General features: G+C 56.8%; 6 protein-coding genes, 2 tRNA genes and 3 rRNA genes. 8 read left to right on the plus strand and 3 right to left on the minus strand.

Features of this window, described 5'->3' with window-relative positions; all coding sequences use genetic code 11:
* Positions 1 to 549: 549 nt before the first annotated feature.
* The 8 genes from C4J88_RS03280 to C4J88_RS03315 all read left to right on the plus strand — a co-directional run bounded on the left by C4J88_RS03280 (position 550) and on the right by C4J88_RS03315 (position 9,502).
* Positions 550 to 2,086: ribosomal RNA gene (locus C4J88_RS03280) — 16S ribosomal RNA — on the plus strand.
* A gap of 122 nt (positions 2,087 to 2,208) precedes the next feature.
* A tRNA-Ile gene (locus tag C4J88_RS03285) sits at positions 2,209 to 2,285 on the plus strand.
* A gap of 10 nt (positions 2,286 to 2,295) precedes the next feature.
* Positions 2,296 to 2,371 (plus strand) — tRNA-Ala (locus C4J88_RS03290).
* Between the two features lie 239 nt (positions 2,372 to 2,610).
* Positions 2,611 to 5,502, plus strand: a 23S ribosomal RNA gene (locus C4J88_RS03295).
* 157 nt (positions 5,503 to 5,659) lie between these two features.
* Positions 5,660 to 5,775: ribosomal RNA gene (gene rrf, locus C4J88_RS03300) — 5S ribosomal RNA — on the plus strand.
* Together the 16S, 23S and 5S rRNA genes with 2 tRNA genes alongside form the textbook arrangement of a ribosomal RNA operon.
* A gap of 161 nt (positions 5,776 to 5,936) precedes the next feature.
* The gene (locus C4J88_RS03305; RefSeq protein WP_124406209.1) at positions 5,937 to 6,596 is read left to right on the plus strand and encodes a paraquat-inducible protein A; all 660 of its coding nucleotides are present in this window, start codon (positions 5,937 to 5,939) and stop codon (positions 6,594 to 6,596) included.
* A complete protein-coding gene (locus C4J88_RS03310) occupies positions 6,583 to 7,206 on the plus strand; it encodes a paraquat-inducible protein A (RefSeq protein ID WP_124406210.1) in 624 nt (207 codons plus the stop codon). Before C4J88_RS03305 ends, C4J88_RS03310 begins: the two co-directional genes overlap by 14 nt.
* The gene (locus C4J88_RS03315) at positions 7,199 to 9,502 is read left to right on the plus strand and encodes a PqiB family protein (RefSeq protein WP_124406211.1); all 2,304 of its coding nucleotides are present in this window, start codon (positions 7,199 to 7,201) and stop codon (positions 9,500 to 9,502) included. The genes C4J88_RS03310 and C4J88_RS03315 overlap by 8 nt, the downstream gene beginning before the upstream one ends.
* A gap of 169 nt (positions 9,503 to 9,671) precedes the next feature.
* Here the strand turns inward: C4J88_RS03315 and mksF are convergent, their stop codons facing one another.
* The 3 genes from mksF to mksB are packed head-to-tail and all read right to left on the minus strand — an operon-like array spanning position 9,672 to position 14,483.
* Complete coding sequence (gene mksF, locus C4J88_RS03320) at positions 9,672 to 12,512, minus strand: Mks condensin complex protein MksF (protein ID WP_124406212.1); 2,841 nt, start codon at positions 12,510 to 12,512, stop codon at positions 9,672 to 9,674.
* A complete protein-coding gene (gene mksE / locus C4J88_RS03325) occupies positions 12,509 to 13,216 on the minus strand; it encodes an Mks condensin complex protein MksE (RefSeq protein WP_124365719.1) in 708 nt (235 codons plus the stop codon). The genes mksF and mksE overlap by 4 nt, the downstream gene beginning before the upstream one ends.
* On the minus strand, positions 13,206 to 14,483 hold the full coding sequence (mksB, locus tag C4J88_RS03330) for an Mks condensin complex protein MksB (RefSeq protein WP_124361157.1): 1,278 nt from the start codon (positions 14,481 to 14,483) through the stop codon (positions 13,206 to 13,208). The genes mksE and mksB overlap by 11 nt, the downstream gene beginning before the upstream one ends.
* Positions 14,484 to 14,612: the final 129 nt, after the last annotated feature.

Below are 14,612 nucleotides of genomic sequence, written 5' to 3' on the forward strand. Positions count from 1 at the left end.
CCCCTTGGGGCCGGCCTTTGCGTTTTCTGGGCTTTTTGACCTATATGACAGAAATGTGAAAAAGAAGGTTGACGGCAGATTCTGGGCGCCTATAATTCGCCCCACTTCCGGCGCAGTCGAAACTGAAAACTCCTTGGTAAACAATGAGTTAAGTAGGTTTCGATAGCAGGTTGCTTCAGTCCATCGAAGCCAAAAGGAAGTTGAAAAAGAGGTGTTGACAGCAGCGTGTAACGCTGTAGAATTCGCCTCCCGCTTACGAGAGATCGCAAGCGCAAGTGGTTGAAGTTGTTGAAGAAATCTTCGAAAACTTCTGAAAATAACCGCTTGACAGCAAATGAGGCTGCTGTAGAATGCGCGCCTCGGTTGAGACGAATAGCTCTTAACCAACCGCTCTTTAACAACTGAATCAAGCAATTCGTGTGGGTGCTTGTGGGGTCAGACTGATAGTCAACAAGATTATCAGCATCACAGTTACTCCGCGAGAAATCAAAGATGTAACCAACGATTGCTGAGCCAAGTTTAGGGTTTCTTAAAAACCCAAAGATGTTTGAACTGAAGAGTTTGATCATGGCTCAGATTGAACGCTGGCGGCAGGCCTAACACATGCAAGTCGAGCGGTAGAGAGAAGCTTGCTTCTCTTGAGAGCGGCGGACGGGTGAGTAATGCCTAGGAATCTGCCTGGTAGTGGGGGATAACGTTCGGAAACGGACGCTAATACCGCATACGTCCTACGGGAGAAAGCAGGGGACCTTCGGGCCTTGCGCTATCAGATGAGCCTAGGTCGGATTAGCTAGTTGGTGAGGTAATGGCTCACCAAGGCGACGATCCGTAACTGGTCTGAGAGGATGATCAGTCACACTGGAACTGAGACACGGTCCAGACTCCTACGGGAGGCAGCAGTGGGGAATATTGGACAATGGGCGAAAGCCTGATCCAGCCATGCCGCGTGTGTGAAGAAGGTCTTCGGATTGTAAAGCACTTTAAGTTGGGAGGAAGGGCAGTTACCTAATACGTGATTGTTTTGACGTTACCGACAGAATAAGCACCGGCTAACTCTGTGCCAGCAGCCGCGGTAATACAGAGGGTGCAAGCGTTAATCGGAATTACTGGGCGTAAAGCGCGCGTAGGTGGTTTGTTAAGTTGGATGTGAAATCCCCGGGCTCAACCTGGGAACTGCATTCAAAACTGACTGACTAGAGTGTGGTAGAGGGTGGTGGAATTTCCTGTGTAGCGGTGAAATGCGTAGATATAGGAAGGAACACCAGTGGCGAAGGCGACCACCTGGACCAACACTGACACTGAGGTGCGAAAGCGTGGGGAGCAAACAGGATTAGATACCCTGGTAGTCCACGCCGTAAACGATGTCAACTAGCCGTTGGGAGCCTTGAGCTCTTAGTGGCGCAGCTAACGCATTAAGTTGACCGCCTGGGGAGTACGGCCGCAAGGTTAAAACTCAAATGAATTGACGGGGGCCCGCACAAGCGGTGGAGCATGTGGTTTAATTCGAAGCAACGCGAAGAACCTTACCAGGCCTTGACATCCAATGAACTTTCCAGAGATGGATTGGTGCCTTCGGGAACATTGAGACAGGTGCTGCATGGCTGTCGTCAGCTCGTGTCGTGAGATGTTGGGTTAAGTCCCGTAACGAGCGCAACCCTTGTCCTTAGTTACCAGCACGTCATGGTGGGCACTCTAAGGAGACTGCCGGTGACAAACCGGAGGAAGGTGGGGATGACGTCAAGTCATCATGGCCCTTACGGCCTGGGCTACACACGTGCTACAATGGTCGGTACAGAGGGTTGCCAAGCCGCGAGGTGGAGCTAATCCCAGAAAACCGATCGTAGTCCGGATCGCAGTCTGCAACTCGACTGCGTGAAGTCGGAATCGCTAGTAATCGCGAATCAGAATGTCGCGGTGAATACGTTCCCGGGCCTTGTACACACCGCCCGTCACACCATGGGAGTGGGTTGCACCAGAAGTAGCTAGTCTAACCTTCGGGAGGACGGTTACCACGGTGTGATTCATGACTGGGGTGAAGTCGTAACAAGGTAGCCGTAGGGGAACCTGCGGCTGGATCACCTCCTTAATCGACGACATCAGCTGCTCCATAAGTTCCCACACGAATTGCTTGATTCATTGAAGAAGACGATAGAAGCAGCTTTAAGCTCCAAGCTGATAGCTCTTAGCTAATCAGTTGCGCTCGAAATTGGGTCTGTAGCTCAGTTGGTTAGAGCGCACCCCTGATAAGGGTGAGGTCGGCAGTTCGAATCTGCCCAGACCCACCAATTTTGTTATGGGGCCATAGCTCAGCTGGGAGAGCGCCTGCCTTGCACGCAGGAGGTCAACGGTTCGATCCCGTTTGGCTCCACCATTAACTGTTTCTGCTGTTAGAGTTTAGAAATGAGTATTCCGCTGTGAATATTGATTTCTAGTCTTTGATTAGATCGTTCTTTAAAAATTTGGGTATGTGATAGAAAGATAGACTGAACGTTACTTTCACTGGTAACGGCTCAGGCTAAGGTAAAATTTGTGAGTCGCTCTTAATTGAGTATGATCGAATTTTCGGCGAATGTTGTCTTCACAGTATAACCAGATTGCTTGGGGTTATATGGTCAAGTGAAGAAGCGCATACGGTGGATGCCTTGGCAGTCAGAGGCGATGAAAGACGTGGTAGCCTGCGAAAAGCTTCGGGGAGTCGGCAAACAGACTTTGATCCGGAGATGTCTGAATGGGGGAACCCAGCCATCATAAGATGGTTACCTTACACTGAATACATAGGTGTATGGAGCGAACCAGGGGAACTGAAACATCTAAGTACCCTGAGGAAAAGAAATCAACCGAGATTCCCTTAGTAGTGGCGAGCGAACGGGGACTAGCCCTTAAGTGGCTTTGAGATTAGCGGAACGCTCTGGAAAGTGCGGCCATAGTGGGTGATAGCCCTGTACGCGAAAATCTCTTAGTCATGAAATCGAGTAGGACGGAGCACGAGAAACTTTGTCTGAATATGGGGGGACCATCCTCCAAGGCTAAATACTACTGACTGACCGATAGTGAACTAGTACCGTGAGGGAAAGGCGAAAAGAACCCCGGAGAGGGGAGTGAAATAGATCCTGAAACCGTATGCGTACAAGCAGTGGGAGCCTACTTTGTTAGGTGACTGCGTACCTTTTGTATAATGGGTCAGCGACTTATTTTCAGTGGCGAGCTTAACCGAATAGGGGAGGCGTAGCGAAAGCGAGTCTTAATAGGGCGTCTAGTCGCTGGGAATAGACCCGAAACCGGGCGATCTATCCATGGGCAGGTTGAAGGTTGGGTAACACTAACTGGAGGACCGAACCGACTACCGTTGAAAAGTTAGCGGATGACCTGTGGATCGGAGTGAAAGGCTAATCAAGCTCGGAGATAGCTGGTTCTCCTCGAAAGCTATTTAGGTAGCGCCTCATGTATCACTGTAGGGGGTAGAGCACTGTTTCGGCTAGGGGGTCATCCCGACTTACCAAACCGATGCAAACTCCGAATACCTACAAGTGCCGAGCATGGGAGACACACGGCGGGTGCTAACGTCCGTCGTGAAAAGGGAAACAACCCAGACCGTCAGCTAAGGTCCCAAAGTTATGGTTAAGTGGGAAACGATGTGGGAAGGCTTAGACAGCTAGGAGGTTGGCTTAGAAGCAGCCACCCTTTAAAGAAAGCGTAATAGCTCACTAGTCGAGTCGGCCTGCGCGGAAGATGTAACGGGGCTCAAACCATACACCGAAGCTACGGGTATCACGCAAGTGATGCGGTAGAGGAGCGTTCTGTAAGCCTGTGAAGGTGAGTTGAGAAGCTTGCTGGAGGTATCAGAAGTGCGAATGCTGACATGAGTAACGACAATGGGTGTGAAAAACACCCACGCCGAAAGACCAAGGTTTCCTGCGCAACGTTAATCGACGCAGGGTTAGTCGGTCCCTAAGGCGAGGCTGAAAAGCGTAGTCGATGGAAAACAGGTTAATATTCCTGTACTTCTGGTTATTGCGATGGAGGGACGGAGAAGGCTAGGCCAGCTTGGCGTTGGTTGTCCAAGTTTAAGGTGGTAGGCTGGAATCTTAGGTAAATCCGGGATTCTAAGGCCGAGAGCTGATGACGAGTTGTCTTTTAGACGACGAAGTGGTTGATGCCATGCTTCCAAGAAAAGCTTCTAAGCTTCAGGTAACCAGGAACCGTACCCCAAACCGACACAGGTGGTTGGGTAGAGAATACCAAGGCGCTTGAGAGAACTCGGGTGAAGGAACTAGGCAAAATGGCACCGTAACTTCGGGAGAAGGTGCGCCGGTGAGGGTGAAGGACTTGCTCCGTAAGCTCATGCCGGTCGAAGATACCAGGCCGCTGCGACTGTTTATTAAAAACACAGCACTCTGCAAACACGAAAGTGGACGTATAGGGTGTGACGCCTGCCCGGTGCCGGAAGGTTAATTGATGGGGTTAGCTAACGCGAAGCTCTTGATCGAAGCCCCGGTAAACGGCGGCCGTAACTATAACGGTCCTAAGGTAGCGAAATTCCTTGTCGGGTAAGTTCCGACCTGCACGAATGGCGTAACGATGGCGGCGCTGTCTCCACCCGAGACTCAGTGAAATTGAAATCGCTGTGAAGATGCAGTGTATCCGCGGCTAGACGGAAAGACCCCGTGAACCTTTACTATAGCTTTGCACTGGACTTTGAATTTGCTTGTGTAGGATAGGTGGGAGGCTTTGAAGCGTGGACGCCAGTTCGCGTGGAGCCAACCTTGAAATACCACCCTGGCAACTTTGAGGTTCTAACTCAGGTCCGTTATCCGGATCGAGGACAGTGTATGGTGGGTAGTTTGACTGGGGCGGTCTCCTCCTAAAGAGTAACGGAGGAGTACGAAGGTGCGCTCAGACCGGTCGGAAATCGGTCGTAGAGTATAAAGGCAAAAGCGCGCTTGACTGCGAGACAGACACGTCGAGCAGGTACGAAAGTAGGTCTTAGTGATCCGGTGGTTCTGTATGGAAGGGCCATCGCTCAACGGATAAAAGGTACTCCGGGGATAACAGGCTGATACCGCCCAAGAGTTCATATCGACGGCGGTGTTTGGCACCTCGATGTCGGCTCATCACATCCTGGGGCTGAAGCCGGTCCCAAGGGTATGGCTGTTCGCCATTTAAAGTGGTACGCGAGCTGGGTTTAGAACGTCGTGAGACAGTTCGGTCCCTATCTGCCGTGGACGTTTGAGATTTGAGAGGGGCTGCTCCTAGTACGAGAGGACCGGAGTGGACGAACCTCTGGTGTTCCGGTTGTCACGCCAGTGGCATTGCCGGGTAGCTATGTTCGGAATAGATAACCGCTGAAAGCATCTAAGCGGGAAACTAGCCTCAAGATGAGATCTCACTGGGACCTTGAGTCCCCTGAAGGGCCGTCGAAGACTACGACGTTGATAGGTTGGGTGTGTAAGCGCTGTGAGGCGTTGAGCTAACCAATACTAATTGCCCGTGAGGCTTGACCATATAACACCCAAGCAATTTGACTACTCGAGAGAGCATCAGATTGCGGTGTGTGAAGACGCAATGAACCGAAAGTTCGATGCTCACAAAACACCGACTTCTATCCCATACCCAATTTGCTGAAGCGAGGCCACATGGTCACGACTCAGTACCCGAATTTCTTGACGACCATAGAGCATTGGAACCACCTGATCCCATCCCGAACTCAGTAGTGAAACGATGCATCGCCGATGGTAGTGTGGGGTTTCCCCATGTGAGAGTAGGTCATCGTCAAGATTAAATTCCGAAACCCCATTTGCGAAAGCAGATGGGGTTTTGTTTTGGGCGGTCGAAAAGTGCCAACACTCCCTCACCACCTCCGACAAATTTGCACAGTTATTTCTGAACCAGACCACTAGAATAGGCACCTAACCTTTTTTAGAGCCCGAGCCCTATTTATGCCCGATCCGGTTGATGCCCTTGAGGTGTCGGATTTACCCCTGGACGACTTGGTGGCATGCCATGAGTGCGACTTGCTGATGCGCAAACCCTCGCTCGCCCTCGGTGAGAAGGCTGAATGCCCACGTTGCGGTTACGAGCTCTACGCTCATCGTCACAACGTCGTCGAGCGCAGCCTCGCCTTGGTGTTGGCAGCACTGCTGCTGTATATCCCCGCGAATTTTTTACCCATCATGCAGCTCAATCTACTCGGGCAGTCCTCGGAGGATACCGTGTGGACCGGCGTAGTCGGCCTGTTCAACACCGGAATGCAAGGCGTTGCCGCTGTGGTTTTCCTGTGCAGCATGGGCATCCCCCTGCTCAAATTGTTGTGCCAACTGGCTGTGCTGCTCAGTATCCGCTGGAGCATCGGTCGCAGTTATGGACTGCTGTTCTATCGCATCTACCACCATATGAAAGACTGGGGAATGCTGGAGGTCTACCTGATGGGCGTACTGGTGGCACTTGTGAAGCTGGCTGACATGGCCTCCATTACGCTTGGCTTGGGTCTGGTCTGCTTCGTCAGTCTGTTAATGGTTCAGATTCTGCTCGAGGTGGTGATGTCACCCCACCAGATCTGGCAAGCGCTGTCAGGAGAGAATGACCATGCGGGCAATTGATGCAGGCATTCTGATTTGTACCGAATGCCATGAATTGAACAAGCAGCAAGCCGATGCCGACGAGCAACTCTGCACCCGTTGCGGTGCGCTGATCCACCCGCGTCGTCCCAATAGCCTCATACGCACCTGGGCACTGCTGGTGAGTGCGGCGATCCTGTACATCCCGGCCAACCTGCTGCCGATCATGACCGTCAACTCTCTCGGCCAAGGCGACCCGAGCACCATCATGTCCGGCGTGATCCAACTGGTACAGCACGGCATGTTTCCGATTGCCGCCGTGGTGTTCATCGCCAGTATCCTGGTGCCGACGTTCAAGCTTGTGGGCATCGGCCTGCTGCTATTTTCGGTGCAGCGCCGACAACCGCTGTCTGCGCAACAACGCATTATCATGTACCGCTTTATCGAATTCATCGGTCGCTGGTCCATGCTGGATATCTTCGTGATCGCCATCCTGGTGGCGGTCGTAAACTTTGGGCGGCTTGCCAGTGTCGAGGCCAATCTTGGCGCTGCAGCGTTCGCCAGTGTGGTGATCTTGACGATGTTTGCCGCAGTAACCTTCGATCCCCGACTGATTTGGGATAACACGGAGTCGGATGACGACCATGAGTGATTTGCCTAAAGCTAAAACCCGCCCTGCGTCCAACTGGTCGGCCATCTGGGTGTTGCCCCTGATCGCCCTGATCATCGGTGGCTGGCTGGGGTGGCGTGCCTACTCCCAGCAAGGTATCGAGATTCAGGTCCGCTTTGAAAGCGGCGAAGGCATTCAAGTCAACAAGACCGAAGTGGTCTACAAAGGGATGACGGTGGGCAAGGTCAAGGCCTTGGCGCTGGATGACGAAGGCAGCAATCGCGGGGTGATTGCCACCATCGAGATGAACAAGGACGTCGAACAATACCTCAAGACCAACACCCGCTTCTGGCTGGTCAAACCGAGCGTCAGCCTCGCCGGCATCACTGGCCTGGAAACCCTGGTCTCGGGCAACTACATCGCCGCAAGCCCCGGGGATGGTGAGCCCACCCGCAAATTCAAGGCGCTTTCCGAGGAGCCGCCGTTATCCGACGCCAAGCCCGGCCTGCACCTGACCCTCAAGGCTGATCGTCTGGGTTCGCTGAACCGTGGCAGCCCGGTGTTCTACAAGCAGATCCAGGTGGGGCAGGTCAAAAGTTACTTGCTGTCTGAAGACCAGAGTACGGTTGAGATCAAGGTCTATATCGAACCAACCTACGCCAACCTGGTGCGCAAACATACCCGTTTCTGGAACGCCAGCGGCATAAGCATCGACGCCAATCTGTCCGGTGTGAAGGTGCGCAGTGAATCCCTCTCCAGTATCGTCGCCGGTGGTATTGCCTTTGCCACCCCGGAAAACCGCAAGGACAGCCCGCCAACCGACCCGAGCCTGCCTTTCCGCTTGTACGAGGATTTCGACGCCGCCGCCGCGGGCATCAAGGTCAAGGTCAAGCTCACCGATTTCGAAGGCCTGCAGGCTGGACGCACTCCCGTGATGTACAAAGGTATCCAGGTCGGCAGCCTGAAGACCCTGAAGATCGACCCGGACCTGTCCAGCGCCAGCGCTGAATTGACCCTCGACCCATTGGCCGAAGACTACCTGGTTCAGGACACGCAATTCTGGGTGGTCAAGCCATCCATCTCCCTGGCCGGCATTACCGGCCTGGAGGCCCTGGTTAAAGGGAACTACATCGCCATCCGCCCCGGCGACAAAGGCACTGCGCCACAACGTGAATACGTGGCGCGCGCCAAGGCGCCACCTTTGGACCTGCGCTCCCCAGGCCTGCACATGGTGTTGCTCACCGACAACCTCGGCTCGCTGGATGTCGGCAGCCCGATTCTGTACAAGCAGGTCAAGGTTGGTTCGGTACAGAGCTACCAGTTTTCACGCAAAAAAAAGCAATTAGTGATCGGCGTTCATATCGAGAAAGAGTATGAAAGCCTGGTCAACGGTTCGACACGTTTCTGGAATGCCAGCGGTGTCACCCTCACCGGTGGGCTTACCGGCGGTATTCAGGTGAAAAGTGAATCCCTGGCCAGTCTGATGGCCGGCGGTATCGCCTTCGAAACGCCGGAACCGAATGTGCCGCTGAAACGACGCATCCCCCGTTTCCGCTTGTTTGCTGATCGGGACGCTGCCAATCAGCATGGCACCCTGGTCACCATCAAGGTCGATCGCGCCGACGGCTTGAGCCCGGGCACGCCGGTGCGCTTCAAAGGCCTGGAAGTGGGCAAGCTCGAGAGCGTGGACCTGAGTGCCGACATGCAATCGGTGCTGCTCAAGGCGCGTATCACCCAAGTTGCGGACCGTATTGCCCGGGTTGGCAGCCAGTTCTGGGTGGTCAAGCCCGAATTGGGCCTGATGAAGACGGCAAATCTGGAAACCCTGGTCACGGGTCAATACATCGAAGTGCAACCGGCCGCGAAAAATGCCGGCCCGCAGAAGAGCTTTGTCGCCCTTGCCCAACCGCCTGAGGCTGTCCGCCAAGAGGCCGGCCTGAGCCTGACACTCAGCGCCGCACGCCGTGGTTCGCTCAAGGAAGGCGTGCCCGTCACCTACCGTGAAGTCACCGTGGGCAAAGTTACCGGCTATGAGCTGGGACAGACCGCCGACCGTGTCCTGGTGCACATCCTGATCGAGCCCAAATACGCGCCGTTGGTACGCAGTGGCAGTCGCTTCTGGAACACCAGCGGCTTCGGGCTCGACTTCGGCTTGTTCAAGGGCGCGACGGTGCGTACCGAGTCCCTGGAGACGTTGGTTGCCGGCGGTATCGCCTTTGCCACGCCTGAAGGCGAGCGCATGGGCAACCCGGCACGGCCGCAGCAGACCTTTGCACTGTTCGACAAGTTCGAGGATGAGTGGCTGACCTGGGCGCCGAAGATTCCACTCGGCAAGTAGATCGAGGCGCGGCTATCGGGGGCAAGCCCCCTCCCACATTTGACTGTATTCACACATCAGAAGGTGGGAGGGGGCTTGCCCCCGATGAGGCCTTCAATATCACTGCAAAACCTACAAAAAAAGGCCGCGATCCAAACGATCGCGGCCTTTTGCCTTTCAGCGCTACACGTCAGACGGCATCCAACTCCGGCTCGTCCGCCTGCACGTTCAGGGTGGCCTTCACCGCATCGTGACGACGGATATATTTCCAGTCGGCCTCATCAATGTAGATCCCGTTCGGCCCGCTGCCGCCTTCCAGGTCGATCGCTACCTGGGCAGACACCTGCGGCTTCACGCTGGCCAGGATCGGCACGAAGCCCAACTGCAGGCTGGTTTCCAGCAACGCTGCCTGGTTCTTCTCATCGATATCCGCCGCCTCGTCGAGGTAGTACGGCAAGCGCACGCGACCGGCCTGGTCGCGGTCCATCAGGTGCAGCAACAAGTACATGTTGGTCAGCGCCTTGATGGTCATGGTGGTGCCGTTGGACGCGGCGCCGTCGATGTCGGTATGAATCACCGGTTGGCCGTTCACCTTGGTGATCTCGAACGCCAGCTCGAACAGGTCCTTGAGGCCCAGTTGGTTATGGTTGGCCGCCACGAGGCGGGCCAGGTATTCCTTGGCTTCTTCGTTCTTGTTGTCCTGCTCGGCGCTCTGGCTGAGGTCGAACACCGACAACGTCTCGCCTTCTTCATACTGACCGGCGCTGTGGATGATCTGGTCGATATGCTTGAGGGCTTCCTTGTTCGGCGCCAGCACGATGCGAAAGCTCTGCAGGTTGGAGACCTGGCGCTTGTTGATTTCGCGGTTGAACAACGCCAGTTGGTGTTCCAGGCTGTCGTAGTCGCTACGGATATTGCGCAAGGTCCGCGCAATATCGGTGACGGCCGCGCGGCGCGCCTTGCCCAGGGTCAACGCCTCATCGGTACGGTGCGCATAGGCGTTGATCAGCAGTTGCAGACGCCGCTCCATGTCGTCCTCACTGTCGAACTTGGCCACGCCCTTGAGGCGCACCTGCGCATACAGCGCTTCGATCTGGCCATCGGCACGCAGCAAGCCTTGCCAGCTGTCCTGATAGTCGTTGAGCAGCGGCAGCAGGTTGTCCATGGAGTCGTCTACCGGGTCCATGAACGGCGTGCCGAACGGCAGGTCCGCCGGCAATAGCTGGCGCCGACGCAACGCATCGTCCAGCGTACGCTGCTTGGCTTCCATGTCGCCGATCTGGCGACCGACCAATTGCAGCTTGGCCGACAGCTGCTGGACGCGCTCGGTGAACGCATCGCTGGAGCGCTTCAGTTCGTCCTGGGCCGCTTCCATCTGCGCGAGATTATCCAGCTTCTCGCCTTCCTCCGCGCTCAGGGTCTGGGTGCGGCGGAAATCTTCCAGCGCCTTCTGCGCGTCCAATACCTGCTGGTACAGCGCTTCGGTCTGGGTCTTGCTCGCCGCTCGGTCGGAAGCGACCGCATGTTGGGTTTTCAGTTGCTTGAGTTCTTTTTCCAGGCGTTCTTTCTGGTCGCGCAACGCCGCGCGATCCGCCAGGGCCTGCAAAGCCGGTGGTTCGATGTGCGAGAGGTCGATGGACAGCCCCGGCACTTCGAAACGCTCGCCCTTGAAACCCTCGAGGATCTGTTCCAGGGATTTGACCCACTGGCCTTGCTCATCCAGCGTGATGCCATGTTCACCCAGGGGCAGGCTGAACAACGCGCTGTTGAACAGGCGCATCAAGCGCTCGACATCCTGTTGCGAGAATTCTTCGCGCAGCTTGGCGTAGCTGTTGTTGTCCGCGTGATCGAGCTGCTGCTTGACCGACTTCAAGCGTTTTTCCAGGTCGCGCAGACGCTCGTCCAGGTCCTCGGCGCTGAACTGACGCGACTGCGCCAGCGCACCCGCCAATTCGTCGTGAGCGTCCTTGGCCGCGAGCAGTTGCTGCTCCAGCACCCGCACATCATCGACTAGCGCGAAGCGATGCTTGAGCACCGACAACTCGCCCAACCAGCGTTGGATGCCGCTGATTTCGCGCTCCAGGCGCATCAGCTCCTGGGTGCCGCCACGCTGGTCGTTCTGCAGCGCATCCTGCTCGTTGCGATAGTGTTCGGCCTGGATCGTCAGCTCTTCCTTGCGCGCACTGGCGTAATCCGACCAGGTGCCCAACAGCGAATCGAGCAACGGCGACAGGCGATGCAATTTGCCGCGCAAAATGTCGCGCTGTTTCACGCCATTGGCGAGTGCTTCGACCAACGGCCCGGCGGCCACCAGGGAGTTGTAGTCCTGCTCCATGCGCCGTACATCGCGGAAGGCTTCTTCGCACGCGGCGATGTAATCGACGCTGCCGGAGCGCAGGCTGTGTTCAAACGCATCGAGGAACAATTGCTTGAGCTTGGCGGCGGTGATTTCGCGCATGTGCAGCAGGTTGATGAACAACGCGCGGAACGTCTTCAGGCTCTGTTCGCTGGTGGAGCGCAGTGGGATCAGCGTCAGGTCCAGCGGGATCGAGGTGTGGCCGCCCACCAACAGGCGCCGCAGTTCGTCGGGCTTGAGTTCATAGGCCTTCAGGCCTTCGCGCTCAAGGTTGGTGAACAGCTCTTTCTGGCGCAGGCAGGTGTCGTTTTTCTGATAGTGGGCCAGGTCCAGCTTGCCGGCATAGGCGAAGAACTGATGACCGAAACCACCGCCCGGGCCGCGCCCGACCACGCCAATCACATGCGGGCCGTGGGGCAGCGAGACTTCCACGAGGATGTAGCTGGTGTCGGTGGCAAAGTAGAAGCGCCGTGATTGCTCCAGGGTGTACTTGCCGAAACTCATGTCCGACATGCGCGCCAGGATCGGGAACTGCAAGGCGTTGATCGACGCGGATTTACCCAGGTTGTTCGCGCCATACACCGACAGCGGCTCTTCCAGCGGGAACAAACCCAGGCTGTAGCCGGCGGTATTCAACAGGGCGAAGCGGCGTATGCCGTAGCGTTCCTTACTCATGCGTCGGTCTCCTGTTCTTCGGCAATGGCGCGGGCGAGGGCGTCTTCTTCGCTGTCTTCGGCGAAGTCACTCAAGTCCAGCGGGTCATCGGTCTTCAGCAGTTTTTCATCGCTGTCTTCGTCGATGATCACCGGCGCCGGCAACGGCAAGACGCTGTGCACACTGGCGGCGAGGTCGCGGTCCTGCTGGACCGACAGGCACACATCAAGGAAACGATGCATCGGCGGCAGGAAGCGATAGATGCCGTTGTCTTCGCTGGCGAAACCCAGCTGAGTCATGCGGCGCATGATTTTTTCTTCGAGTTCTTCCTGGGTCTGCACTTCGGCCTGGATAAACAGGTCGCGGTATTTCTCCAGTAACGACGGCAGTTCATCGCGGCCCAGGCTGCCGCCATCGAGCACGGCAACCGGGTCGCGGCCCTGGTCGGCCAGGTGCTCGACGAGGATGAAGGTGAACAACGCCAGGCGCTGGGCGGTCTTGTTCACCTGCGCGCTGGCAATCGCGGAGTCCGGCACGAAGTAGTAGAAGCCACGGGTATCGCAGACCAGCTCAAAGCCCAGGGCCTTGAACAGCGTGCGGTACTGGTCCTGGAAGTTCGACAGTTGCGCGTACAGCTCCGGGTCGCGGCGGCTGACGTGGTAGCCCTTGAACAGCTCGCGAAAGATCGGCGCCAGCTGGGACAGTTCGGATAGATCAAGATGCATTTGGGATGCTCGCAGAGTGCTCGGCCGCGTCAGAGCTGGCCGGGAGCAGGGCGAAGGAGCGCAGGCTGACCTGGTGCTCGTGGGTGTGGTAGTCGCGGCGCTCTAGACGCTCGCGCTTGAAGCGTTTTTCCCGCGAGAGCCGCGAGAACCAGTACAGCAACTCGTCGGTGGCACCGTCCGGTTCCTGCTCCAGCAGCCAGGTCATCAGGTCCGGCATCGGCAGCGCGTCTTCGCAGCGCTCGAGCATTTCCTTGACCGTTCGCGGTGCGCGCGGGGCTTCGCCCTTGTGGGTTTTGTGCGCCTTGGGGAAACGCGCCGGTTTCGGCTCGAAATTCGCCAGGGCGTACACATACGCCTCGACCTGGCTGGCACTGCCGAGGAAGGTGCTTTGCGGCCGGCTGAACATTGGCATGGCAGCCTGCGGCACCGCGTCCAGGCCTTTGCGGCGAATGGCCGACAGGGCCAGTGCCGCGCCACGGGTCACGGCGTTGTGCCGGCGTGCTTCTTCGCGCAGCGGCAACAGCAGCTCGCGCGCATGGCGCAGGGTCAGTTGGGCGCTGGTCTGCATTTCGAGGATGCGCGCGTGGGTGCGCAGCAGCATGTCGTCGTCCACCAGGTGGCCCAGACGCTGCTGCTCGGTGAGCATACGCAGCAGCACGTTTTCCACCTTGCGCACGCCTTGCTCGAACGCGCCGTCGGCGTTCACCAGTTGGATCATCGGTTCGACGTATTCGTCCCAGGTGGCCAACACCTCGGCGTAGCGCTGGCGCAACGGGATCTGCCGGTCGCTGGTCTTGGCGCGGTCGGCCACGGCAGCGAGGGCCTGTTCGTCGTTGGCGAGTTTTTTCAGCACGTCGCGCACGCGCATATCCAGCAGGCGCAGTTGGCGAGCCAGGTCGTGGCCATCGCGGATATCGAAAGCGTCCTGGATATAACCGGCCAGGCGCTCGAGATGACGCAGGTAGGCTTCGATTTCCAGGCACAGGCCAAGCCGGTGCTCCTTGCGAAGATACGCCAGGAAGTCGTGGATCTGCGCGTTGAGCTCGAAGCGGTTCGGGCTCTTGGCCACAGGCACCAGGATATCCAGGCGGATCCACACGTCCAGCAGGCTGGTGATGTCCTGGGGCGTGCTGTCCAATTGTTGGGCGGCCAGTTGCGCGCGCAGTTCGCCCAGGCTCAGGGTGCCTTGGTCGAAGTGTTCGCACAGTGGCTCAAGTAAGGCCCAGTGTTCGGCGAGGGCGCGCAGGACGCGCTTGGGTTCGATCATGGGAAAGGCCGGCTGGTTGGCGATTAAAAGTCGCGATTGTACTGCATCGGGCGCGGGATTTATCCACAGCCGGTCAGTGTGCAGTGGGCGATTGTTGCCGAACAGCTGTAGAATCCCCGCTCTTTAGTT

The organism is Pseudomonas sp. R4-39-08, assembly GCF_003852275.1.
GTDB lineage: Bacteria > Pseudomonadota > Gammaproteobacteria > Pseudomonadales > Pseudomonadaceae > Aquipseudomonas.